The organism is Variovorax sp. GW821-FHT09D04 (assembly GCF_059416405.1).
In genome coordinates, this window is record NZ_JBWKPA010000003.1 from 446,336 (window position 1) to 468,914 (window position 22,579).

At 68.1% G+C, this 22,579-nt stretch carries 22 protein-coding genes; 13 read left to right on the top strand and 9 right to left on the bottom strand.

All coding sequences use genetic code 11. The features are described 5' to 3' along the window. Window positions 1-16 precede the first annotated feature (16 nt). From urtC to AC07O4_RS12385, 6 genes are all read left to right on the top strand, one after another. Window positions 17-1,213, top strand: coding sequence for an urea ABC transporter permease subunit UrtC (gene urtC, locus AC07O4_RS12360; RefSeq protein ID WP_495304688.1), 1,197 nt, complete (start codon window positions 17-19; stop codon window positions 1,211-1,213). A gap of 21 nt (window positions 1,214-1,234) precedes the next feature. After that, entirely contained in the window at window positions 1,235-1,978 is a 744-nt protein-coding gene (urtD, locus tag AC07O4_RS12365; RefSeq protein ID WP_062478314.1) for an urea ABC transporter ATP-binding protein UrtD, read from the top strand. Between the two features lie 15 nt (window positions 1,979-1,993). After that, window positions 1,994-2,683: an urea ABC transporter ATP-binding subunit UrtE gene (urtE, locus tag AC07O4_RS12370; protein WP_062478384.1), complete on the top strand. Its 690-nt coding sequence runs from the start codon at window positions 1,994-1,996 to the stop codon at window positions 2,681-2,683. 24 nt (window positions 2,684-2,707) lie between these two features. After that, complete coding sequence (gene fmdA, locus AC07O4_RS12375) at window positions 2,708-3,940, top strand: formamidase (RefSeq protein WP_487847153.1); 1,233 nt, start codon at window positions 2,708-2,710, stop codon at window positions 3,938-3,940. Window positions 3,941-3,956: 16 nt separating this feature from the next. After that, window positions 3,957-4,301, top strand: a complete 345-nt coding sequence (locus AC07O4_RS12380) for a zinc ribbon domain-containing protein (RefSeq protein ID WP_139701700.1) — start codon at window positions 3,957-3,959, stop codon at window positions 4,299-4,301. Window positions 4,302-4,532: 231 nt separating this feature from the next. Continuing rightward, a complete protein-coding gene (locus AC07O4_RS12385; RefSeq protein ID WP_056582144.1) occupies window positions 4,533-4,883 on the top strand; it encodes a hypothetical protein in 351 nt (116 codons plus the stop codon). A gap of 91 nt (window positions 4,884-4,974) precedes the next feature. On the opposite strand, the gene AC07O4_RS12390 is transcribed toward AC07O4_RS12385, so the two are convergent. Further along, entirely contained in the window at window positions 4,975-5,328 is a 354-nt protein-coding gene (locus AC07O4_RS12390; protein ID WP_070060357.1) for a VOC family protein, read from the bottom strand. Then, window positions 5,325-5,633, bottom strand: a complete 309-nt coding sequence (locus AC07O4_RS12395) for a hypothetical protein (RefSeq protein ID WP_495304689.1) — start codon at window positions 5,631-5,633, stop codon at window positions 5,325-5,327. The genes AC07O4_RS12390 and AC07O4_RS12395 overlap by 4 nt, the downstream gene beginning before the upstream one ends. Before the next feature lie 135 nt (window positions 5,634-5,768). Between AC07O4_RS12395 and AC07O4_RS12400 the strand changes: the two genes are divergently transcribed. Beyond that, on the top strand, window positions 5,769-6,698 hold the full coding sequence (locus tag AC07O4_RS12400) for a MurR/RpiR family transcriptional regulator (RefSeq protein WP_223301301.1): 930 nt from the start codon (window positions 5,769-5,771) through the stop codon (window positions 6,696-6,698). Here AC07O4_RS12400 and AC07O4_RS12405 read toward each other — a convergent pair. Next, the gene (locus tag AC07O4_RS12405) at window positions 6,635-7,510 is read right to left on the bottom strand and encodes an HAD-IIA family hydrolase (RefSeq protein ID WP_495304690.1); all 876 of its coding nucleotides are present in this window, start codon (window positions 7,508-7,510) and stop codon (window positions 6,635-6,637) included. The genes AC07O4_RS12400 and AC07O4_RS12405 overlap by 64 nt on opposite strands. A 188-nt stretch (window positions 7,511-7,698) precedes the next feature. Between AC07O4_RS12405 and AC07O4_RS12410 the strand changes: the two genes are divergently transcribed. The 6 genes from AC07O4_RS12410 (at window position 7,699) to AC07O4_RS12435 (ending at window position 14,514) form a co-directional block, all read left to right on the top strand. Beyond that, window positions 7,699-8,634, top strand: coding sequence for a phosphate/phosphite/phosphonate ABC transporter substrate-binding protein (locus AC07O4_RS12410; protein WP_070060360.1), 936 nt, complete (start codon window positions 7,699-7,701; stop codon window positions 8,632-8,634). An 8-nt stretch (window positions 8,635-8,642) separates the two neighbouring features. Next, window positions 8,643-9,443, top strand: a complete 801-nt coding sequence (gene phnC / locus AC07O4_RS12415; protein ID WP_495304691.1) for a phosphonate ABC transporter ATP-binding protein — start codon at window positions 8,643-8,645, stop codon at window positions 9,441-9,443. Further along, window positions 9,440-10,438: a phosphonate ABC transporter, permease protein PhnE gene (phnE, locus tag AC07O4_RS12420; protein WP_495304692.1), complete on the top strand. Its 999-nt coding sequence runs from the start codon at window positions 9,440-9,442 to the stop codon at window positions 10,436-10,438. Before phnC ends, phnE begins: the two co-directional genes overlap by 4 nt. 147 nt (window positions 10,439-10,585) lie before the next feature. Continuing rightward, window positions 10,586-10,774: a hypothetical protein gene (locus AC07O4_RS12425; RefSeq protein WP_083259093.1), complete on the top strand. Its 189-nt coding sequence runs from the start codon at window positions 10,586-10,588 to the stop codon at window positions 10,772-10,774. A gap of 69 nt (window positions 10,775-10,843) precedes the next feature. Further along, on the top strand, window positions 10,844-13,096 hold the full coding sequence (locus tag AC07O4_RS12430) for a phosphocholine-specific phospholipase C (RefSeq protein ID WP_095947864.1): 2,253 nt from the start codon (window positions 10,844-10,846) through the stop codon (window positions 13,094-13,096). A gap of 5 nt (window positions 13,097-13,101) precedes the next feature. Further along, window positions 13,102-14,514: a YadA family autotransporter adhesin gene (locus AC07O4_RS12435; protein WP_307584085.1), complete on the top strand. Its 1,413-nt coding sequence runs from the start codon at window positions 13,102-13,104 to the stop codon at window positions 14,512-14,514. A 269-nt stretch (window positions 14,515-14,783) separates the two neighbouring features. Here AC07O4_RS12435 and AC07O4_RS12440 read toward each other — a convergent pair whose 3' ends face one another. The 6 genes from AC07O4_RS12440 to AC07O4_RS12465 form a co-directional block, all read right to left on the bottom strand. Further along, the gene (locus AC07O4_RS12440) at window positions 14,784-17,063 is read right to left on the bottom strand and encodes a glycoside hydrolase family 3 N-terminal domain-containing protein (protein WP_495304693.1); all 2,280 of its coding nucleotides are present in this window, start codon (window positions 17,061-17,063) and stop codon (window positions 14,784-14,786) included. Window positions 17,064-17,163: 100 nt separating this feature from the next. Next, window positions 17,164-18,402, bottom strand: coding sequence for a tricarballylate utilization 4Fe-4S protein TcuB (gene tcuB / locus AC07O4_RS12445; RefSeq protein WP_495304694.1), 1,239 nt, complete (start codon window positions 18,400-18,402; stop codon window positions 17,164-17,166). Next, the gene (gene tcuA / locus AC07O4_RS12450; RefSeq protein WP_495304695.1) at window positions 18,386-19,813 is read right to left on the bottom strand and encodes an FAD-dependent tricarballylate dehydrogenase TcuA; all 1,428 of its coding nucleotides are present in this window, start codon (window positions 19,811-19,813) and stop codon (window positions 18,386-18,388) included. Before tcuA ends, tcuB begins: the two co-directional genes overlap by 17 nt. 77 nt (window positions 19,814-19,890) lie before the next feature. After that, complete coding sequence (locus AC07O4_RS12455) at window positions 19,891-20,817, bottom strand: LysR family transcriptional regulator (RefSeq protein WP_495304696.1); 927 nt, start codon at window positions 20,815-20,817, stop codon at window positions 19,891-19,893. 7 nt (window positions 20,818-20,824) lie between these two features. Then, a complete protein-coding gene (locus tag AC07O4_RS12460; RefSeq protein ID WP_070060368.1) occupies window positions 20,825-21,703 on the bottom strand; it encodes a bile acid:sodium symporter family protein in 879 nt (292 codons plus the stop codon). 106 nt (window positions 21,704-21,809) lie between these two features. Next, window positions 21,810-22,577, bottom strand: a complete 768-nt coding sequence (locus AC07O4_RS12465; protein WP_070060369.1) for a class II aldolase/adducin family protein — start codon at window positions 22,575-22,577, stop codon at window positions 21,810-21,812. Window positions 22,578-22,579 lie beyond the last annotated feature (2 nt).

A 22,579-nucleotide genomic window follows, 5' to 3' on the forward strand; every position in this document is an offset into this window, starting at 1 on the left:
CCCGGAGAACCTCCCGATGAATTTCCTCAAGGCCTCGATCCGGCGCTACCAGCTCGGCAGCCTCCTGCTGCTGGTGCTGCTGCTCGCGGTGGTGCTGCCGCTGTCGCTCGACATCTTCCGCCTCAACCTCGTGGGCAAGTACCTCAGCTACGCCTTCGTGGCCGTGGGCCTCGTCATGGTGTGGGGCTACGGCGGCGTGTTGAGCCTGGGGCAGGGCGTGTTCTTCGGCATCGGCGGCTATGCGATGGCGATGTTCCTGAAGCTCGAAGCCTCCGACCCGATCACCACCAAGATCCAGTCGACGCCCGGCATCCCGGACTTCATGGACTGGAACCAGATCACCGAGCTGCCCACGCTGTGGCTGCCGTTCAAGAGCCTGCCGCTGAGCCTGGCGCTGGTGGTGCTGGCGCCGATGGCGCTGGCCTGGCTCATCAGCTTCGCGATGTTCAAGCGCCGCGTGGGCGGCGTGTACTTCGCGATCATCACGCAGGCGGTGGCGCTGATCTGCACGGTGCTCATCATCGGCCAGCAGGGCTACACGGGCGGCGTGAACGGCATGACCGACCTGAAGACGCTGCTGGGCTGGGACACCCGCACCGACAGCGCCAAGTACATCCTCTACTACGTCTGCGTGGGCCTGCTGGTGGCCAGCATCGTGCTGTGCCGCTGGGTGCAGACCAGCAAGCTGGGCACGCTGCTGCTGGCCATGCGCGACAAGGAAGACCGCGTGCGCTTCTCGGGCTACGACGTGTCGAACTTCAAGGTCTTCACCTTCTGCCTGGCGGCCGGGCTCTCGGGCATCGGCGGTGCGATGTTCGCGTTGCAGGTGGGCTTCATGTCGCCGAGCTTCGTGGGTATCGTGCCCTCGATCGAGATGGTGATCTTCTGCGCCGTCGGCGGCCGCATGAGCCTGGTGGGCGCGGTGTACGGCGCGCTGCTGGTGAACGCGGGCAAGACGCTGTTCTCCGAGAGCTTTCCCGACCTGTGGCTGTTCCTGATGGCCGCGCTCTTCATCGGCGTGACCATGGCCTTCCCGATGGGCCTGGCCGGCCTGTGGGAAGACACGATCAAGCCGTGGTGGGCCTCGCGCCGCCAAGCTCTGCGCGACGCCGCGACGAAGCCGCCGCCCGCCGCCGTGTCGGCCCCTTCACCTGTCGCCGCGCCGCAGGCCGAGCCCGCGCTGCCCGAAGGCATCGGCCGCCAGCGCGCCTGACCGACACCGGAGCCCCACCCCATGAGCAACACCGACTTCGCCCTCGCCGTGGAAGACCTCAGCGTCTCCTTCGACGGCTTCAAGGCCATCGACGACCTGACGCTGTACATCGACAAGAACGAGCTGCGCGTGATCATCGGCCCCAACGGCGCCGGCAAGACCACGCTGCTCGATCTGATCTGCGGCAAGACGCGCGCCAGCGCCGGCAGCATCAAGTTCAAGAACACCGAACTCACGAAGATGGCAGAGCACAAGCGCGTGCGGCTGGGCATCGGCCGCAAGTTCCAGACGCCGTCGATCTACGAGAACCTCAGCGTGTTCCAGAACCTGGAGGTGTCGTTTCCGAAGGGGCGCTCGGTGTTCGGCGCGCTGGCCTTCCAGTGCGACGACGAGGTCAAGGGCAAGGTGCAGGCCATCGCCACGGAGATCGGCCTGGCCGACAAGCTCGGCACAGAAGCCGGCCTCCTGAGCCACGGCCAGAAGCAGTGGCTGGAGATCGGCATGCTGTTGATGCAGGAGCCCGAGCTCCTGATGCTCGACGAGCCCATTGCCGGCATGAGTGCGCGCGAGCGCGAGCTCACGGCCGACCTGCTGCAGCGCATCTGCCGCAACCGCGCCGTGATCGTCATCGAACACGACATGGCTTTCGTCAAGCAGATCGCGCACAAGGTCACCGTGATGCACCAGGGAAAGATCCTCGCCGAAGGGCCGATGGAGAAGGTGCAGGCGGACCCGAAGGTCATCGACGTCTACCTGGGCCACTGAACCATGAGCACCATCATGCTGAAGGTCGACGACCTGCACACCGCCTACGGCCAGAGCGAGGCGCTGCACGGCATCTCGTTCGTGGGCCATGCCAACGAAACCATCGCCATCATGGGCCGCAACGGCATGGGCAAGACCACGCTGTTCAAGAGCCTCATGGGCGTGCTGCCGATCAAGAGCGGGCGCATCGAGGTGGCGGGGCAGGACGTGTCGCGCGACGAGAGCTTTCGCCGCGTGGCCAAGGGCATCGCCTACGTGCCGCAGGGCCGGATGATCTTCCCGACGCTGACGGTGGAAGAGAACATCCAGACCGGCCTGGAGAACTCGAAGACCCGCCGCATCCCCGAGGAAATCTACGCGCTGTTCCCCGTGCTGTGGGACATGAAAAGCCGCAAGGGCGGCAACCTCTCCGGCGGCCAGCAACAGCAGCTCGCCATTGCGCGCGCGCTCGTCACCGACCCCAAGGTGCTGCTGCTCGACGAGCCCACCGAGGGCATCCAGCCTTCGATCATCAAGGACATCGCCAAGGCGCTCAACGAGATCCGCAAGCTGCGCGGCATCACCATCGTCGTGTCCGAGCAGGTGCTGAGCTTCGCGATGGACGTGGCCGACCGGCTGTTCGTCATCGAAGGCGGCCGGCTCGTGCACGAGACCGCGCGCGACAAGACCGATGTGGAACACATCAAAGCCTATCTCTCTGTCTAACCACAACCCCAGGAGCCACTGCACATGACGGACACGCTGATCAAGGTCGACCTGACCAAGCCGCCCACCGAGAACGAGAACATCCACAACCGCTGGCACCCGGACATTCCGATGGCCTGCTGGGTCAACCCGGGCGACGACTTCATACTGGAGACCTTCGACTGGACCGGCGGCTTCATCAAGAACAACGACAGCGCCGACGATGTGCGCGACATCGACCTGAGCACGGTGCACTACCTCTCGGGCCCGGTGGGCGTGAAGGGCGCCGAGCCCGGCGACCTGCTGGTGGTCGACCTGCTGGACATCGGCGCCAAGCAGGACAGCCTGTGGGGCTTCAACGGCTTCTTCTCGAAGAAGAACGGCGGCGGTTTCCTCACCGATCACTTTCCCGAGGCGCAGAAATCGATCTGGGACTTCAAGGGCATGTTCACGAGCTCGCGCCACATTCCGGGCGTGAACTTCGCGGGCCTCATCCACCCCGGCCTGATCGGCTGCCTGCCCGACAAGCCCATGCTCGACATGTGGAACGAACGCGAAGGCAAGCTCATCGCCACCGACCCGGACCGCGTGCCCGGCCTTGCGAACCCGCCGTTCGCCGGCACCGCCCACATGGGCAAGATGACCGGTGAAGCGAGGGCGAAGGCCGCAGCGGAGGGCGCGCGCACCGTGCCGCCGCGCGAGCACGGCGGCAACTGCGACATCAAGGATTTGTCGCGCGGCTCGAAGGTGTTTTTCCCCGTGTACGTCGACGGCGCGGGCCTGAGCGTGGGCGACCTGCACTTCAGCCAGGGCGACGGCGAGATCACCTTCTGCGGCGCCATCGAGATGGCCGGCTGGGTGCACATGAAGGTCACGCTCATCAAGGGCGGCATGGCGAAGTACGGCATCAAGAACCCGATCTTCAAGCCCAGCCCGATCACGCCGCAGTACAACGACTACCTGATCTTCGAAGGCATCTCGGTCGACGAGAGCGGCAAGCAGCACTACCTGGACGTGAACGTGGCCTACCGCCAGGCCTGCCTGAACGCCATCGAGTACCTGAAGAAGTTCGGCTACTCGGGCGCGCAGGCCTATTCGATCCTGGGCACGGCACCGGTGCAGGGCCACATCAGCGGCGTGGTCGACGTGCCGAATTCGTGCGCCACGCTGTGGCTGCCCACGGGCATCTTCGACTTCGACATCAACCCGAACGCCTCGGGGCCGGTGAAGTTCATCGACGGCAGCGTGGACATGCCGCTGTCGCACGACCTGCGCTGAAGAGAAGGCTGTACGCATGCCGACCTACGACTACGCCTGCGGGCAGTGCGGCGGCTTCGAATCGCTGCGGCCTTCGGGCCAGCGCGACGAGCCCGCCGCCTGCCCCGATTGCGGCACGGCTTCGCCGCGCGTGTTCACGGCCGCGCCGCGCCTGGCGCTGATGGCCGCCGACACGCGCCACGCGATGGCCACCAACGAACGCGCGCGGCATGAGCCCGCGAGCTCGCGCGACTATGCGCGGCTGCGGCATCCCTCGGGCTGCGGTTGCTGCTCGGGATCGTCGCGGCGCAGTGCCACGCAGACCGCGCCGAACGGTGCGAAATCGGCCCCGTCGCGGCGGCCCTGGATGATCTCGCACTGAGGGTTCGGCGTGCATTCCTTGCATGCGTTGGGCGCATGCAAGGAACGCCGGCAGCGAGAACTTTTTCGTGCGTTCCCTCTGGGGGAGAGGGGGCCGGCCGCCGCATCGCATGCGCAGGCGGCGCGCGATTGTTTCAATCCCGTGAACGCCGCGATTCCTTTTGCTGCCGTTTTTTGGGGCGCTTCAGGTTCAAACTTCATCCCATCGACACACCACCTGAAGGAGATTGAAATGAATGCCTCGAAGACCCTCGCCGCCGTTGCGCTCTCGCTCCTGGCTGTTGCCGGTGCCCACGCCGAAACCTATGACGGCGTGCACACCGTGAACTCGACCCTCTCGCGTTCGGAAGTCGCGTCGCAAGCCGTGGCCGCCGCCCGTGCCGGCAACGAGTACAGCGACGGCGCCACCGCCGGCGCACAGACCTTCACCTCGACCGCCGACCGCTCGACGATCCGCGCTGAAGCCGTCGCCAAGGCCCACGACCCGCTCGCCAGCCTCGACCGCCGCGCGTTCTACCGCGACGAAGTGCCGGCCGCTTACAAGAAGCCCAGCGTGTCGTTCACGCGCCAGGCTGGCCTGTAAGCCAGGTCGCTGCGGCAAGCCGATGCCTGCATCGGCTGCCTGAAGAACGAACGGGCCCTTGGGGCCCGTTTTTTCGTTGGAACGTCGCGCGTCAGGCTGCGTGCGCAAGGACGTTGACGAGCTTCCCGAACGGATCGCGGACATAGAAACGGCGCACACCCCAGGGTTCGTCGACCGGGCCGTATTCGATGGCAAAGCCGGCAGCCCGCATGCGCGCAAGCGCCGTGTCGACATCGTCGACTTCGATGGAAAGGTCGGGCACCGGTGTGCCCGAACCGCCTTCAGACGCAAAGCTGACCTGCACGCTCATCTCGGCCTGTGAACCGTAGGTGCGTATCCATCCGTGGTCCATCAGCAGGTCGAGGCCGAGCACGTCGGCGTAGAAGACCTGTGCGCGTGCCACATCCTGCGTCGCGAAGTTGGCGACCAGTCGTTTGACTTTCATTGCTTGGAACTCTCTTCGGCGGTTTCGGGTGCGATGCGGAAAGCCTTGGGCTTGCCGCCGGATTCGGCATGGAGCAGGTCACCCTCGATGCGGATGCGGGTCCACGTGTCGATGATGCCGTCGGCGCCGATCAGCTCGATGCTGTCGCCAGACAGTACCCGGTAGCGAAACGATGGCGCGCATTGCGGGCCATCGTGCGTGCCCAGCACCGCGCGAAGGAATCCGTTCGATGCGAACCAGTAGATCTCGACCTGGGTGTCGGAGATGAGTTGCAGCCGGCGGTCGATGGGGAGGGCGGTGGTCATGAGAGATGAGGGGGCGGGGGGTCACCACAAGGCAGCCAATTCCGAATGAGGAACGGCCGAATATAGAAGACCCCGCATGAGCCTGGCCAGCCGCGTGCGTGAAACCGCCATCGAGGGCGGGTAAGCTCGCGGCCCATGAAGCGCAACAGCACTCCCCGCACGTCCAAGTCCACCGGCGGCAAGGCTGCCGCGGCGCCCGCCGCCGAGGCATCCGACGTTCCGGTGTCCGCCGTGCTGGCGCGCATCGAAACCCTGTGGTCCTCGCTGGGGCCCGTGGGCCAGCGCATCGCCGACTTCATCGTGAAGAACCCGCGCGAAGTGGTCCACATGTCGGTGAGCGAGGTGGCGGAGCGCACCGGTTCGAGCGAAGGCAGCATCGTCGGCCTGTGCAAGAACCTCGGCGCCACGGGCTTCCAGCAGATCAAGATCGCTCTGGCGCAGGAGATCGTGCGGCCGGTGCAGTTCATCCACGAAGACCTCGACCCGCAGGACAAGGCCGACGCGGTGATCCGCAAGATCTTCCAGAGCAACGTGCAGACGCTGCACGACACGCAGTCGATGCTCGACGCGAAAGCGATGGAGCGTGCGGTGCAGCTGTTTCGCAAGGCCGAGCGCATCGAGATCTACGGCATCGGCAGCTCGGCCACCATCGCCGAGGACGCGCACTACCGCATGCTGCGCATCGGCCTCAATGCCAAGGTGGTGGTCGATTCGCACGTGCAGGCCATCAGCGCCTCGCTCACGAATGCGAAGACGGCGGTGCTGACGATTTCGCATTCGGGCAGCACGCACGAGACGGTGACGGCCACGCGCCTCGCGAAGGAGGCGGGCGCGGCCACGGTGTGCATCACCAACTTCGGCAAGTCGCCGATCCAGGCCTTTGCCGACGTGCTGCTGTTCACCATGGCGCGCGAAACCAACTTCCGCACCGAGGCGATGACGAGCCGGCTGGCGCAGCTGGCGATCATCGACGTGCTGATCGCCTGCCTGGCGCTGTCGGACTACGACACCTCGGTGCGCACGCTGCGCCAGACCTTCGACGTGCTCTCGCTCAAACGGTACTGAGGCGCGGGTTCCACTGCTTCTGAGACGGGCGGCACGAGCAGCCCGGCCACCGTGGGCGCCACCGCCCCCGGCGATTCACCCACCAGCACGCAGGCCAGGCCGAGCCGCGCGGCGCCTTCGCCGTCGGTCAATGGGTTGTCGCCGACCACCACCGTGCGCCCGGCGTGCGCGCCGAGGCGGCGCAGGCCTTCCTCGAACAGCAGCGGCGCAGGCTTGCCGACCACGCACCACGGCTGCACGCCGCTGGCCGCGACCACGGCCGCGAGCAGCGCGCCCGTCTCGGGCACCACGCGCCCGTGCGGGCCCGGGTGCGTGGCGTCGGCGTTGGTCACCATCAGCCTGGCGCCGCGGCGCAGTGCGTTCGCGATGACCGACAGGCGCGCGTGGCTGAAGTGCATGTCGAGCGCGAGCAGCACGACGTCGGCCTCGGCCTCCGCGGACACCAGCCGGCAGCCCTGCGCGCGCGCGTAGCGCTGCAGGGCAGGGCTGGCGGCCAGCAGCACGCGCGCCTGCGGATGCTGCTGCGCCAGCTGGCGCACCGCGAGCTCGCCGGCCAGCACGATGCGTTCGGGCGGCACGCGCAGGCCCAGCTTGCGCAGCCGCACCGACAGGCCCTGCGCCGTGTGCGTGGAGTTGTTGGACACGATGGCGTAGCGGTCGTGGAAGTGCGCCAGCAGGCGGGCCGCGCCGTCGATGGCTTCCTGCTGGCGCACCAGCGTGCCGTCGAGGTCGACCAGCAGGTGGCGGGCCTGCGCCAGCGCATGGACGGCGCCTGCGTTCGTGGTCCCTGTTGTCGTGTGATGCGTGCTCATGGATCTCCGGGAGTGGGGCCGTCTTGAGGGGCTCGGCCGTGGCGGCGGATTCTATTGAATATTGCTCAGTGATATTTGAATTTTGAAATGAGCTTATTTCATTTCCCTGTCATCTGCGGCTCCTAAAGTTCTCTTCATCGGGGCGTTGCAACCGCACGCCCACCGCTTTCCAAACGAAGGAACCGACCATGAAAAAGCTTCTGGCCCTTGCGGCCGCCGCCCTCTCGCTGACTGCCGCGCTGCCGCTGGCGGCACAGGCCCAATCGGTGGCCGACGGCTCGCGCGAGCGGCCGCTGCGCGTGCTGCTGATCCCGGCCGACGGCGGCACCGAGTCGGGCACCAAGGCCGACTACGCGCCGGTGTTCAACGCCATCACGCGCAGCACCGGCCTGAACTTCGACCTCAAGGTCGGCCAGTCGTACGGCGCGGTGGTCGAGGGCATGTGCAACCAGCTCGCCGACATCGCCTTCTTCGGCCCCGTGTCGTATGTGCAGGCGAACAAGCGCGGCTGCGCGCAGCTGCTGGCCGTGGGCGTGGAGAAGGGCGCCTCGGTCTACTACGCGGGCATGTTCGCCAAGGCCAACGCGCCCATCGCCTCGGTCAAGGACCTCAAGGGCAAGCGCGTGGCCTTCGGCGACGTCAACTCGGCCTCGAGCTTCACCTTCCAGGTCGCGATGCTGCTCGATGCCGGCATGGACCCGGCCAAGGACCTCGGCGCCATCCGCATGACCGGCAGCCACGCCAGCAGCCTGGCCGCGCTGGTGCAAGACCAGGTCGATGTGGCTTCGCTCTCTTTCGACTCCTACGAGAAGGCCGTGAAGCAGGGCGTGGTCGACCCGAAGACGGTGAAGGTGGTGGCACGCAGCATGCCCATTCCGTACCCGCCGCTGGCACTCAACTCGAAGCTGCCCGAGCCGCTGAAGGCGAAGCTGAAAGACGCCTTCCAGACCGTGAACAAGGCCCCCGGCGTCACGCCCGACATGATCCGCGGTTACGGCGGCGGCAAGATCGACGGCTACGACACCAAGTTCTCGGAAGCCGAGTTCAACGTCGCCGCCGAAAAGCTCGGCCTGCTGACCGACGAGCTCAAGGGCCGCATCCTCGCCAAGTCCGCCGAGCGTTGAGCGTCGCCATGCTGAATTTCGAATCGGTCGCCATGCACTACGCCGATGGCACGCGCGCGCTCGACGGCGTGTCGCTGCAGGTGCCGGCGGGGCAGTTCTGCGTGGTGCTGGGCGCCTCGGGCGCGGGCAAGTCGACGCTGCTGCGCATGGCCAACGGGCTGGTCAAACCCACGCAGGGCGCGGTGCAGGTTGAGGGCGTGCAGATTGCCGCCCACTCGCTGGCCCGCATCCGCCCGCGCATCGGCATGATCCACCAGCAGTTCAACCTGGTGCTGCGTTCCACGGTGGCCGACAACGTGCTGGCCGGCGCGCTGCCCGCGGTGCCGACATGGCGCGCGCTGCTCGGCCTGTTCACCGATGCGCAGCGTGCCAAGGCCTGCGCGCTGATCGAATCGGTCGGGCTGCAGGAGCAGCACCTGCTGCGCCGCGTGAGCGAGCTCTCGGGCGGCCAGCAGCAGCGCGTGGGCATCGCGCGCGCCTTCATGCTGGAGCCGCCGCTGGTGCTGGCCGACGAACCCGTGGCCAGCCTCGACCCGCAGACCAGCCACGACGTGCTGTCGCTGCTGCGCACGCAGGCGCGCGAGCGCGGCACCACGGTGCTGTGCAGCCTGCACCAGATCGAGCTGGCCAGCGAGTTCGCCGATCGCATCGTCGCGCTGCGCCACGGCGCGGTGGTGTTCGACGGCGCGCCCGCGGCCTTCGACCCGAAGGTGTTCGACGCGGTCTACGGCCGCACGCCGGCGCCCGCGCGGCCCGCGCCCGAAGCGCCGCTGCCGCTGCATGCCGGCGCGCTGGAGCTGGTGCCATGAGCCGCCCCGCATCCGCCTGGGCGCTGCCGCGCCCCTTCGGCGCCCGCAGCCTCGCCGTGCTGCTGCTCGTGGTGGTGGTCGGCTTCTTCGCCGGCCAGCGCGTGGAAATGGGCCGCATGCTGTCGCTCACGGGCGAGGGCGTGCTTGCGGCCGTCGGCCTGCGCGATCAGTCGCAGGTGCTGTCGGGCCTGGGCACCATCGCCAGGTCGCTCTTTCCGCCGCAGGTGTCGGAGCGCACCGAGGTGTCGCGCATCGAGGGCTTCGACCGCGAGCGGCTGCCGTGGTTCTCGCATGTCGAGATGGAGGAATCGCGCCAGCCCAAGCTCAATCCGCAGACGTTGCAGATGGAAGAGGTGGTCGACCGGCGCGAGGTGCTGGTCGAGCCCTTCGGCTACCTCTGGCACGTGGCGGTGAAGATGCTGGAGACCTTCGAGATCGCCATTTGGGCGACGTTGCTGGCCATCGTGCTGAGCGCGCCGCTGGCCTGGTGCAGCGCGAAGAACTACACGCCGAACCGCGCCGTCTATACGCTGGCGCGCGGCGTGGTCGGCATGTTCCGCGCGGTGCCCGAGCTGGTGAGTGCGCTGTTCCTGGTGCTGGCCTATGGCTTCGGTCCCATTGCCGGCGTGCTCGCATTGGCGCTGCATTCGGCGGGCTTCCTCGGCAAGTTCTACGCCGAAGACATCGAGACCGCCGACGACAAGCCGCAGGAGGCACTGCGTGCGATCGGCGCGAACAAGTTGAAGGTGATGCGCTTCGCGGTGCTGCCGCAGGTGATGCCGCAGTTCATCGCCTACACGCTTTACATCCTCGACCGCAACGTGCGCATGGCCACCGTGGTCGGGCTGGTGGGCGCGGGCGGCATCGGCCAGGAGCTGAAGGGCCGCTACGACATGTACAACTACGCGCACGTCGGAACGATCCTGATCGCGATCTTCCTCACGGTGCTCGTGCTCGACAGGGTCGCAGCCCGGATGCGCAGCCGCTATGCCTGAGCGCTGACACCCACCCATCCGCCCACTTCGGGCACCCGAGTTCTCCCCGTTTCTTCCCGTGCCGGTGCAAGCCCTTCGAGGCCTGCACGGCCCGGCTTCGCCCTGCTTTTCTTCCCACGCCCCTTCGATCCAGAAAAGGACACCTTCATGACCTCACGTTCTTCCCGGTATGGCCTCGCTGCGGCGGGCTTTCTCCTGTGCCTGAGCCTCGCCGCGTGCGGCGGCGGAGGGGGCGGTGGCGGCGGCCTGCCGGTGCTGCCGCCCACCGGCCCCACGCCCCCGACCACCACGCCGGAGCCACCCGCCCCGACGCCGGCGCTGAAGTGCGCGCCCTGAGCCGCGCGCCGCCTTCATCCACACGCCTTCCTTTTTTCTGTTTTTTGTCCTCGCGTTGAAAGACTCCCCATGAACCCCTCCAACCGTCGCGATTTCTTCCGCAAGTCGGCCGGCGCCGTCGGCGCGGCCTCGGCCCTCACCCTGCTGCCGCCCACGATCCGCAAGGCGCTCGCCGTCGAGGCCGCCGTCGACACCGGCACCATCAAGGACATCAAGCACGTCGTGATCCTGATGCAGGAGAACCGCAGCTTCGACCACTACTTCGGCACTTTGCGCGGCGTGCGCGGTTTCGGCGACCGCTTTCCGATTCCGCTGGCCAACGGCAAGTCGGTGTACTTCCAGTCGAACCCCGCGGGCGGCGCGGAGATTCCGCCGTTCCGCCGCGACTCGACGATTGCCAACGCGCTGATCGGTTCGGGCACGCCGCACAACTTTCCCGACCAGCAAGCTGCCTGGAACCAGGGAAAGATGGACCGCTGGATCCAGTTCAAGAACCAGGCCACGATGGGCTACTACCTGCGCGAAGACATCCCGTTCCAGTTCGCGCTGGCCGATGCCTTCACGGTGTGCGACGGCTACCACTGCTCCATCCTCACCGGCACCGACCCGAACCGCATCGTGTTCTGGTCGGGCTCCAACTTCAACCCGGAGCTGCGCAAGAAGGGCATCAACAGCACCGACACCGACTCCGAACCCGTGAACTCCCGCTGCTGGCCCAAGCCGTCCAACTGGGTGGCGAACCGCCCGCAGGAGGCCGACGGCTCCGGCCAGAAAGACCCGATCACGGGCGACTACAACTACAAGTACGTCAACAACGCCTTCAAGTGGGACACGCTGCCCGACCTGCTGCAGAAGAAGGGCGTGAGCTGGCACATCTACCAGAACATGAACAACAACTGGACGGGCGCCATGCACGGCTGCCTGGCCTTCGAGAGCTTTCGCACCGCGCAGCCGGGCTCGCCGATCTATGAGCACGGCCTCACGGGCGGCCCCGACACGGCCGACGGCGCCACCAACTTCCTGGCCCAGCTCAAGCAGGACGTGATGACGGGCAAATTGCCGGACGTCTCGTGGGTGCTGCCCACGCAGGCGCTGGCCGAGCACCCCGGCAGCAGCGAAGGCACGGCCGGCGCGGCCGACTTCATCGCCGACGTGCTGGACGCGCTCACGTCCAACCCGGCCGTGTGGAGCAAGACCGCGCTGTTCGTGACCTTCGACGAGAACGACGGCTTCTTCGACCACCTGGCCATGCCGGCCGTGCCCTCGTACGACGCCAACGGCACGCTCATGGGCAAGTCGACCGTGCCGCTGGAGGGCGAGTACTTCGACGCCTCGGTGGGCAGCTACCTGGCCGCCGCCGACAACACCACCACCGGCAAGATCCGCCCCTGGGGCCTGAGCTCGCGCGTGCCGATGTACGTGGTGTCGCCGTGGAGCAAGGGCGGCTGGGTCAACTCGCAGGTGTTCGACCACACCTCGGTGGGCCGCTTCCTCGAGAAGCGCTTCGACATCACGGTGGATGCGATCAGCCCATGGCACCGCGCCGTGTGCGGCGACCTCACGACCTGCTTCGACTTCGTGAGCCCGAACGATCCGGTCGTTCCCAAGCTGCCCGACACGAGCAACTTCCCCGCGATCAATGCGGCGCAGCGGCTGCTGCCCACGGCCCCCGTGAGGAACGCCCCCGCCACGCCGCAGCCGCTGTACCAGGAGACCGGCACGCGTTTCTCGCGCGCGTTGCCCTACGAGCTGCACACCAGCGCACGCGTCGAGCCGCGCGGCCTCGTGCAACTGGTGTTCGTGAACTCCGGCACGCAGGGCGCCGTGTTCCATGTCTACGACAAGCTGCACCTGGACCGCATCCCGCGCCGCTACACGGTCGAGGCCGGCAAGCAGCTGGCCGACTACTGGAACACCGGCGCCAGCGACAGCGGCAAGTACGACCTGTGGGTCTACAGCACCAACGGCTACGTGCGCAGTTTCCAGGGCGACGCACTGGCCTTCGACACCGCCGGCTTCAAGCCCGAGGTGCAGGTCTGCTACGAGCCGGTCGACGGGCAGGTCTACCTGAAGGTGCACAACAACGGCAAGGCGGCCGGCAAGGTCACGGTGACGGCCAACGCGTACCGCAACGACGGCCCCTGGACGCTCGAGGTCGCACCGGGCTCCACCGGCATGCTGCACTGGAGCCTGGACAAGAGCGGCTACTGGTACGACTTCACCGTCAGCGCCGGGCACACCGAGCGCCGCTTCGCGGGCCGCGTCGAGACCGGCAAGCCCGGCGTGAGCGATCCGGCCATGGCCCTGCACCTGAAGGCCTGAACGTCATGAAGCGCAAGAACAGCACGCACACCCTGCTCGGGCTGGCCGTGGCCCTCGGCTCGGTGGCCGGCATGGGCATCGCCTCGGCCCAGCCGATCACCTGGGACCCGGCCAAGGGCAACCTGGGCATCGGCGACAAGGCCGGCACGACCGGTGTCACGGGCAGCAACGACCTGGCCTTCGGCAAGGGCGCGGGCAACAACGTCAGCACCAACTGGAACCTGGCCATCGGCGAGGGCGCCGGCACCGGCGTGTCGGGCAAGAACGCCAACCAGGCCATCGGCTACTACGCGGGCACCAACGTGGTCGGCGGCTGGAACCAGTCGATGGGCCGCAGCGCGGGCCAGAACGTGACCGGCGACTACAACAACGCCGTCGGCTTCTGGGCCGGCACCGACGTGAAGGGCAACGGCAACGAGGCCTACGGCAGCAACGCCGGGCGCAACGTGACCGGCAACGCCAACCAGGCCTACGGCGGCGATGCGGGTCGCAACGTGACCGGCAGCAACAACCTGGCCACGGGGCAGGGCGCGGGCAGTGGCGTCACCGGCTCGGGCAACCAGGCCTCGGGGCAGATGGCCGGCGCGCAGGTGGCGGGCAGCAACAACGTGGCCATGGGCCAGGCCGCGGGCGGCGGCGTGCAGGGCAACCAGAACCTGGCGCTCGGCACGGCGGCCGGCCAGGGCGTGGTGGGCAGCCACAACATCGCGCAGGGCAGCGGCGCAGGCCAGAACGTCATGGGCAGCGGCAACATCGCGATCGGTGCCGACGCCGGCGTGTACGTGAACGCGAACCAGGCGATCTCGCTGGGCAGCGCCGCGCGCGCGAGCGCCGACAACGCCATTGCCCTCGGCAGCAACGCATCGGCCTCGCATGCCAACAGCGTGGCGCTCGGCGCGGGCAGCACGACCACGCGCGGCGCGCAGTCGAACTACGTGGCCGTGGGCATGAGCGGGCTGCAGTCGTCGACCGGCGAAGTGGCGCTGGGCAACCGCCAGCTCACCGGCGTGGCGCCCGGTAGCGCGCCCGATGACGCGACCAACGTGGGCCAGGTGCAAGGCATGGTGCAGCAGGGCGTGAGCACTGCCAACGCCTACACCGACAGCGTCGCTGCGCAAGGACTGCCGCTGGGCAAGGCCTACACCGACTTCACTGCTGCGCGACTGCAAAGCCAGATGGACGAGAACGCGCGGCGTGCTTATGCCGGTATTGCAGGCGTTGCCGCCATGGAGGCTGCGCCGGTCGTGCCTGGGAAGATCAGCTATGCCGTGGGGCTGGGCAACTTCCGCAGTGAAAGTGCCATGGGCGGATCGATCCGCCGCACCTCGCAGGATGGGCGCTACAGCGTGACGCTGGGTGTCGGCGCGAGCAGCTCGGGCGTGGTGAGCCGGGTGGCGTTCACGGGGGTGTTCGACTGAGCTTGTTCAGGGCGACGATCCCGCCGACGGGGTACCTTGCTCCGCGAATGTCCCCCGGCCTTCGGCCTCCTCCTTGATTTCGCTGCGCAAGGCACCCCATCGACGTGATCGTCATCAGTGGGGTCGTTGATTGGCCAGCACACCACCGCCGCTTCCCGTGCGCAGGACACTGGGTGCTTCCCGCAGCGAAATCAAGGAGGAGGGCGAAGCCCGGGGGACATTCGCGGAGGGAAGTACCCGGTGGCCTGTGCACGTGCCCTGAAAAAAACTCACTCCCGCGTCAACACGAAGCGCTTCTGAATCCCGCCAGCCGCAGAAGGCGCGACCCACAAGTCGAACTCGCCCGGCTCGATCACAGGCTTCATGTCCCGCCCCAGAAACTGCAGGTCGTCATTGCCGACAGTGAACTCGACCACCTCCGATGCCCCCGGCGCAATCCGCACCTTGCGGAAATTCTTCAGCTCGCGCACCGGCCGCGTCACGCTCGCAGCGCGCTGCGCCAGGTACAGCTGCACCACTTCTTCCGCCTCGCGCGTCCCCGTGTTGGTGACGGTCGCGCGCACGCGCAGGGTATTGCCAATGGCGAGGCGGTCCGTGCTCAGCTCGACCTGGTCGTAGCGCACCGGCGCATAGCCGATGCCGAAACCGAAGGGGTACAGCGCCTCGTTCGTCGCGTCCAGGTAGCGGGTCTTGAAGGCCGTGCCCGGCGCGCTTTCGGGCGAGGGGCGGCCGGTGCGTTTGTGGGCGTAGTAGTAGGGCACCTGGCCCGCAGTCTGCGGAAAGCTCACGGGCAGGCGGCCCGAGGGGTTGGCGTCGCCGAACACCACGTCGGCGATCGCGTGGCCGGTCTGCACGCCGAGGAACCAGGTCACGAGAATGGCGCGCGCATTGCGCACGGCCCCCTTGAGCGCCATCGCGCGGCCGTTGCTCAGCAGCACGACCACCGGCTTGCCCGTGGCGGCCACGGCCTCGGCCAGGTCCTGCTGGGCCTGCGGCAGGCCGATGTCGCTGCGCGAGCGCGACTCGCCCGACATCTTCTGGCTCTCGCCGATGGCCAGCACCACCACGTCGGCCTCGCGCGCGGCGGCCACGGCGGCCTCGATGCCGCCGGGCAGCGGCGATTCGACGTTCGCACCGCGCGTGACGGTCAATCGCGAGGCCTCGGTGCCAAGCGCAGCGTGCAGGCCTTCGTCGATGCCCACGGGCGCGGACTGACCCGGGAACAGGCTCCAGGAGCCCATCAGGTCCTTCGTGCCCTCGGCGAAGGGGCCGATCAGCGCGATCTTCTGCGGGCCGGTTTTCGCGAGCGGCAGCAGCTGGCCCTCGTTCTTCAGCATCACGATGGAACGGCGCGCGCTCTCGCGGGCCAGCGCGATGAACTCGGGGTTCTCCACGCGCTGCGCGGCCGGCGGGCCGTCGAGGCCGCGCATCGGGTCGTCGAAGAGGCCGAGCTTGAGCTTGACCCGCAGCACGCGCCGCACGGCCTCGTCGAGCCGCGCCATCGGCACCTCGCCCGAGGCCACGAGGTCGGGCAGGTGGCGGATGTACAGGCCGCTTTGCATGCTCACGTCGGTGCCGGCCATGAAGGCCAGCTTGGCGGCCTCGCGGCCGTTGGCAGCGTGACCGTGTTCGATGAGCTCCTCGTCGGCCGTGTAGTCGGACACCACGAAGCCCTTGAACTTCCACTCGTCGCGCAGCACGCCGGTGAGCAGCGCGGGGTTGGCGGTCGAGGGCACGCCGCCGATCTCGTTGAAGGCGCTCATGACCGACAGCGCGCCCGCATCGATCGCCGCACGGAACGGCGGCAGGTAGACCTCGCGCAGCGTGCGCTCGGAGATTTCGCTCGTGTTGTAGTCGAGCCCGCCCTCGGCCGCGCCGTAGGCCGCGAAGTGCTTAGGCGTGGCCAGCATCGAATCGGCGTTCGCGAGGTTGCTGCCCTGGAAGCCGCGCACGCGCGCCGCCGCGAACTGGCGCGCCAGGTACGGGTCTTCGCCCACGCCTTCGAGGCCACGGCCCCAGCGCGCATCGCGCGCGATGTCGACCATGGGCGCGAAGGTCCAGCGAAAGCCGTCGGCCGTGGCCTCGACCGCCGCCGCGCGCGCGGTGCGCTCGGCCAGCGCGGGTTCCCAGCTCGAGGCCTCGGCCAGCGGCATCGGGAAGATCGTGCGAAAGCCGTGGATCACGTCGGCGCCGAAGATCAGCGGAATGCCCAGCCGCGACTCGCGCACCGCCACCTGCTGCAGCCGCCGCTTGCCTTCGAGGCCGGCGTTGTTGAACAGGCCCGTGAGGCGCCCGTTGCGCACGTCCTCGGTCTCCTGCTGCCCGTTGCGCCAGCCGGCCTGCGGGTTGTTCGGGATGTTGATGTCGGCCGGGCCGTAGAGGCTGAGCTGGCCGGCCTTTTCCTGCAGCGTCATGCGCGCGATCAGCGATTCGATGCGGGCTTCGGCGGCGTCGGAGGGCTGGAGGTTTTTCGGAACGGACGCCGCGATGGCGGGGAGGGAGAGGGCGGACAGGACGAGGGCGAGAACGGCGGCTTTTCGAACATGCATGGCCGCCTATTCTGCAGACAACCCCCGCCCGCCCCGGCCAGCGGGTTTCCGCCTTGGGCGTAGGGCCTTGTCCGACCCCGGCCGCTTCAGGCCATGTCGGTCAGTCTGCACCCAGCCGCAATCGGCTGGGCAGGCGCTTCTCGATCGCGAACTTCAGGAGCGCCGCGCAGCGGAAGATGCCGTGCGCGAACTTGCCGTAGGGCAGCGTGAGAAAGAGCGCCATCACCACGCCCAGGTGCACCGCCAGCAGCAGCGCCATGAAGCGCGTGTCGCGCCACGCGAGCAGGGCCAGGCCCGTGAGGCTCGTGAGCAACAGCAGCGCGATGAAGCCGCGGTCCATCGGCCGCTGCGCCACGTCGCCGTGCGCGGCGTGGCGCCGCAGGTTGAGCCACAACAGGCCGACGGGTCCGATCACGAGGCCGATGCCGCCCGTGGTGCCCAGCAGCACGGGCAGGCTCGTGAGCGCATAGGGCGCGTGCAGGTCGAACAGGTAGTGGTACAGCGTCGCCACGCAGGTGGAGGCGAAGCACAGCATGAAGCCGTAGAAGGTGAAGTGATGGAAGCGCCGGCGCCAGAGCGTGAAGCGGTCGTCGGCGTTGTTGCAGCCTTCGCCATGGCCGCCATCGAGGTACTTCAGGCGCAGCGCGTCGTGGGCGGCTTCGGCGCTGGCTGCGCGGCGCACGCCCGGTAGGTCGGGCGCGTTGCCCGGGTCGTTCGCGGGCGAGACCTCGCGCCAGAAGCGGCGCGTGCCCATGGCCAGCGCGAACATCACGAACAGGAACACCGCGCCGAACACCAGTGCCAGGAAGTTGTGCGGAAAGATCGCGTAGAAGTTGCCCGCGAGCGGCGCGTGCACGAGCGAACCAGCCATCGCCACGGCCAGCACGAGGAACAGCGCGAGCCCGCCTGCCAGCGCCAATGCGACGGTGAGCCCGGCCCGCTTGTAGAGCGCACCCATCGCAGGCGGCCAGGCGTAGTCGTGGTAGGTCTGCAGGCGCACCTGCGCCATCGCCTGCGGCACGTTCACGGCGAACTCGTGCGGCGGCGCGTACTGGCAGGCATGCAGGCAGGCGCCGCAGTTGTGGCACAGGTTGGCGAGGTAGTGCGTGTCGGCCTTGCCGAACTCGAGCCGGCGCGTCATGGCGGGGAACACGGCGCAGAAGCCTTCGCAGTAGCGACAGGCGTTGCAGATCTGCAGGATGCGCGCGACCTCGCCCTCGGAAGCAGTCAGCGGCAGGGCGGGCTGGATCGGGATCACGCGCTGCGATGGCGACGGGGTGCTGCCGATGCCATCGGCATCCGCACGGGCGCGTGCGACGAGGTCAGTGAGCTGCTGCAAGGGCGGTCTCCGGGGAATTCTTCGAAACGTTCTTGGCGGCCTTCGCCGCCTGCGTGCCGGCGATGCGCCCGAAGGCCGTGCCGATGCTCATGCCCACGCCGGCCGTGTAGCCCTTGCCCAGCACGTTGCCGGCCATCATTTCGCCGGCCACGAAGAGGTTGGGGCTCGGGCGTCCACCGAAGCGCACGGCGGCGGTCTCGTCCACTTTCAGGCCGAGGTACGTGAAGGTGATGCCGGGGCGCAGCGGATACGCATGGAAGGGCACTGTGTCGATCGGGCGCGCCCAGTGCGTCTTGGCGGGCGCGAGGCCTTCGGTGTGGCAGTCGTCCAGCGCCGTGTGGTCGAAGCGGCCGACGCGGCAGGCGGCGTTGTAGTCCTGCACGGTGCGCACGAAGGTGGCTTCGTCCAGGCCGATCTTCTGCGCCAGTTCGCCGAGCGTGTTCGCCTGCGTGCCGGGGAACACCGGCGGCATGAAGCGGCCGACCGCCTGCTGGTCGATGACCGACCAGGCGATCTGCCCCGGCTGCTGCGCCACGAGCCGGCCCCAGATCGCATAGCGCTTGGGCCAGAAGTCCTCGCCCTCGTCGTAGAAGCGCTGCGCGTCGCGGTTGACCACCACGCCGAGCGACACGCAGTCGATGCGCGTGCAGATGCCGCCGTCGTACAGCGGCGCGCGCGCGTCGATGGCGACCATGTGGCCCTGCGACGGATCGCCGATGCTGTCGGCGCCCGCGTCGATCATGTGCCTGAGCAGCACGCCCTGGTTGAAGCGCGTGCCGCGGATGAGGAAGTTGTCGGCCGGCCATTCGCCGCGCTCGTTCCGGCCCCACGCCTCGCGCAGCCAGTCGCGGTTCGATTCGAAACCGCCCGAGGCCAGCACGCAGCTCCTGGCTGCGATGCGCTCGCCGGCCTCGGTGCGCACGGCCACGAAGCGCTCGCCGTCGAGTTCGACCGAGGCCACGGGCGTGTCGTAGCGGATCTGCACGCCGAGCGCTTCGGCGCTGCGGTAGTAGGCGTTGACGAGCGCCTTGCCGCCGCCCATGAAGAAGGCGTTGGTGCGCGCCACATGCAGTGCACCCGACAGCGGCGGCTGGAAGCGCACGCCGTGGCGGCGCATCCAGTCGCGGCAGTTGGACGAGGCGCGAATCACGAGGCGGGCGAGGCGCTCGTCGGTGAGGCCGCCGGTCACCTTCAGCAGGTCTTGCCAGTACTCCTCTTCAGGGTAGGCCTCGACCAGCACGTCCTGCGGTGCGTCGTGCATGCAGCGCAGGTTGCGGGTGTGCTGCGAATTGCCGCCACGCCATTCTTTGGGCGAGGCCTCCAGCAGCAGCACCGAAGCGCCAGCTTCGCGCGCCATCAGCGCGGCGCACAGCGCGGCATTGCCGCCACCGACAACCAGTACGTCTATCACTCGTGGGTCTCCTTGGAATGCAGGAGACTTTAGGGAGCGAGGCCTTCACGCGAAAGGCCGAAAGAGGCAACAGGTGTTCAGTTTTCGAGAAGACTTGCACCGGCCCAGCGGCCTTCGCTGACCAGCGTGCGCGCCGTTTCGGCCACCACCACGCGCGCGGCCAACGCGGCGGGCGAGAGCTCGTCGTCCGACAGGCTCACGAGCAGGTTGCGGCGCCCCACGTGCGCGTCCGAAATCTGCGTGAGTTCGAGGTCGTCGCGGTCGTGTCGCGCCGTGGCGGCGCCGGGCTGGATGGTGGCACCGTGGCCGGCGCGCACCGCGTCCATCAGCAGCGCCAGGCCGTCGACCTCGGCCACGATGCGCGGCGCCACGCGCGCCCGCGCAAAGGCGGCCATCAGCGTGGCGCGCAGGCCGTGGCTGCCGCTGGGCAGGATCAGCGGCACCTCGGCCAGTTGCGACAGGCGCACCTTCTTGCCCGTGGGGCGCGGCGTGAGGGTGGGCGACGCGATCACGAAGAGCTTTTCGGCCAGCAGCGGCGACACGCTCCAGCGCCGCGGCGTGTCGGTCTGGAACAGCACGGCCAGGTCGAGCTGGCGCGCGTGCAGCATGGTCGTGAGGTGGCCCGACAGCGCCTCGACCATGTGCAGCCGCACCTCGGGGTAGCGCGCCTGCATGGCCTGCATGAGCGGCACGCCCAGCACGGTGGCGGTGGTGGGCGCCAGGCCCACGCTCACATGGCCCGACAGCCGCGCCTGCTGCGCCGCGCGCACGGCGTCGTCGGCGTGGCGCAAGGTGAGCTGCGCCTGGTGCAGGAAGGCCAGGCCCGCGTCGGTGGGCATGACGCCCGTCGAATGGCGGCGCAGCAGCCGGGTCGAGAGTTCGCTTTCGAGCCGGCTGATCTGCTGGCTCAGCGCCGAGGTGACCACCCCCAGCTCCACCGCCGCGCGGCCCATGCTGCGCAGCTCGCAGACCTTGACGAAGTAGCGCAGTTGTCTCAGTTCCATGCGCGCATCATGGCGCAGGCACGGCGGCGGGCTGGCCGCGCCGCAGCAACAGCCATCCGAACAGTGGGGCGGTGATGTACATCACGACCGAGTAGATGGCGGCCGGCAGCGCGAGCGGAAAGCTCCCGAGCACGCTCACCGCGATGAAGATGGCCAGCGTGGAGTTGTGGATGCCGATCTCGTAGCTGATGGCGGTGGCCAGCGGCTTGTCCAGGCCGGCGGCGCGGCTCAGGTAGTAGCCCGCCAGCAGGCTCACGAGGTTGAACAGCAGCACCGGCACGCCGATCTCGGCGAAGGTGGTGGTGATGTTCTTCCACTCGTTGGCGATGGCCAGCACCGTGACCACCGCGAGCACCACGGCGCTGAAGATCTTGGTCGGCTTTTCCATGCGCGCCGCGAAGCCGGGCTTTCGCGACGCGACCACCATGCCGATGGCCACCGGCACCAGCACGATGGCGATCACTTCGACCAGCTTGCGCGTCTGCAGCGGCACCACCTGGCCGCTTTGCGCGAAATGGCCGATGGCCCAGTTGGCGATGAGCGGCAGCGTGACGATCGACAGCAGCGTGTTCACGGCCGTGAGCGAGATGTTCATCGCCACGTTGCCGCCGAACAGGTGCGAGAACAGGTTGGCCGAGATGCCGCCCGGCGAGGCCGCCAGCAGCATCAGCCCGATGGCGAACACCGGCGACAGGCCGAAGCCCACGATGATCGCGTAGCAGGCCAGCGGCAGGCCGATGACCTGCAGCACGAGCGCGATGGTCACGGCCTTCGGGTGCTTGAACAGGCGCCGGAAATCTTCGAGCGAGAGCGACAGCCCCAGCCCGAACATCACGAGCGCGAGCGCGCCGAACAGGAACCGGGTCACGATGAGCGTGGTGTCCATGGGGTGTTGTCTCCTCTGTCGTTCTTCTTGAACGCGCTTAAAAAAATGGCTGCCGGCACCCGTCGCGCGGGCGCTGGCAGCCGTACAAAACCGGGGTCGACGCGTCTTATTGTTTGTAGCTGTCGTCGATGCGGTCGAGTTTGCGGATCAGCGAAGGCCAGACGAACATGCCGCCCAAGCCGCCGCTTTGCACCTTCATGGCCTGGCCCACGCCGTCGATGATCCTCGGGTCCACGTGCGTGAGTTCACCGCCGCCGGCCTGCGCGGCGATCTGGATCTGGCAGGTGTTCTCGAAGGTGTACATCGAAAGGAAGGCGTCGGCAATGGTCTTGCCGCAGGTCAGCAGGCCGTGGTTGCGCAGCATGAGGAAGTTGGCGTGGCCCATGTCGGCCTGCAGGCGCGGCTTTTCGTCGTCGCGGAAGGCCACGCCCTCGTAGTCGTGGTAGGCCAGCGAGGCCAGCACGAAGGTCGACTGCTGGCTGATGGGCAGCACGCCGTTCTTCTGCGCGCTCACGGCGATGCCGGCCCGGGTATGGGTGTGCAGCACGCACTGGATGTCTTCGCGCGCGGCATGCACGGCACTGTGGATCACGAAGCCGGCCGGGTTCACGGGGTAGGGCGAGTCGATGATCTTGTTGCACTGCTGGTCGACCTTGACCAGGCTGGAGGCCGTGATCTCGTCGAACATCAGGCCGTAGGGGTTGATCAGGAAGTGGTGCTCGGGGCCGGGCACGCGCGCGCTGATGTGCGTGAAGACGAGGTCGCTCCAGCCGTACAGCGCCACCAGGCGGTAGCAGGCGGCGAGGTCGACGCGCAGCTGCCATTCTTCGGCGGAGACGAGCTTCTGGATTTCGGAGGCGGAGGTGGCGTTCATCG

Excerpts from the sequence above, each read along its gene's own strand:
- AC07O4_RS12440 (WP_495304693.1), bottom strand. The coding sequence starts at position 17,063 with ATGCATGTTCGAAAAGCCGCCGTTCTCGCCCTCGTCCTGTCCGCCCTC.
- AC07O4_RS12410 (WP_070060360.1), top strand. The coding sequence starts at position 7,699 with ATGAAAAAGCTTCTGGCCCTTGCGGCCGCCGCCCTCTCGCTGACTGCC.
- AC07O4_RS12405 (WP_495304690.1), bottom strand. The coding sequence starts at position 7,510 with ATGAGCACGCATCACACGACAACAGGGACCACGAACGCAGGCGCCGTC.
- AC07O4_RS12455 (WP_495304696.1), bottom strand. The coding sequence starts at position 20,817 with ATGGAACTGAGACAACTGCGCTACTTCGTCAAGGTCTGCGAGCTGCGC.
- AC07O4_RS12385 (WP_056582144.1), top strand. The coding sequence starts at position 4,533 with ATGAATGCCTCGAAGACCCTCGCCGCCGTTGCGCTCTCGCTCCTGGCT.
- AC07O4_RS12380 (WP_139701700.1), top strand. The coding sequence starts at position 3,957 with ATGCCGACCTACGACTACGCCTGCGGGCAGTGCGGCGGCTTCGAATCG.
- AC07O4_RS12400 (WP_223301301.1), top strand. The coding sequence starts at position 5,769 with ATGAAGCGCAACAGCACTCCCCGCACGTCCAAGTCCACCGGCGGCAAG.
- phnE (WP_495304692.1), top strand. The coding sequence starts at position 9,440 with ATGAGCCGCCCCGCATCCGCCTGGGCGCTGCCGCGCCCCTTCGGCGCC.
- AC07O4_RS12465 (WP_070060369.1), bottom strand. The coding sequence starts at position 22,577 with ATGAACGCCACCTCCGCCTCCGAAATCCAGAAGCTCGTCTCCGCCGAA.
- urtD (WP_062478314.1), top strand. The coding sequence starts at position 1,235 with ATGAGCAACACCGACTTCGCCCTCGCCGTGGAAGACCTCAGCGTCTCC.
- AC07O4_RS12395 (WP_495304689.1), bottom strand. The coding sequence starts at position 5,633 with ATGACCACCGCCCTCCCCATCGACCGCCGGCTGCAACTCATCTCCGAC.
- phnC (WP_495304691.1), top strand. The coding sequence starts at position 8,643 with ATGCTGAATTTCGAATCGGTCGCCATGCACTACGCCGATGGCACGCGC.
- urtE (WP_062478384.1), top strand. The coding sequence starts at position 1,994 with ATGCTGAAGGTCGACGACCTGCACACCGCCTACGGCCAGAGCGAGGCG.
- fmdA (WP_487847153.1), top strand. The coding sequence starts at position 2,708 with ATGACGGACACGCTGATCAAGGTCGACCTGACCAAGCCGCCCACCGAG.
- AC07O4_RS12425 (WP_083259093.1), top strand. The coding sequence starts at position 10,586 with ATGACCTCACGTTCTTCCCGGTATGGCCTCGCTGCGGCGGGCTTTCTC.
- AC07O4_RS12435 (WP_307584085.1), top strand. The coding sequence starts at position 13,102 with ATGAAGCGCAAGAACAGCACGCACACCCTGCTCGGGCTGGCCGTGGCC.
- AC07O4_RS12390 (WP_070060357.1), bottom strand. The coding sequence starts at position 5,328 with ATGAAAGTCAAACGACTGGTCGCCAACTTCGCGACGCAGGATGTGGCA.
- urtC (WP_495304688.1), top strand. The coding sequence starts at position 17 with ATGAATTTCCTCAAGGCCTCGATCCGGCGCTACCAGCTCGGCAGCCTC.
- AC07O4_RS12460 (WP_070060368.1), bottom strand. The coding sequence starts at position 21,703 with ATGGACACCACGCTCATCGTGACCCGGTTCCTGTTCGGCGCGCTCGCG.
- AC07O4_RS12430 (WP_095947864.1), top strand. The coding sequence starts at position 10,844 with ATGAACCCCTCCAACCGTCGCGATTTCTTCCGCAAGTCGGCCGGCGCC.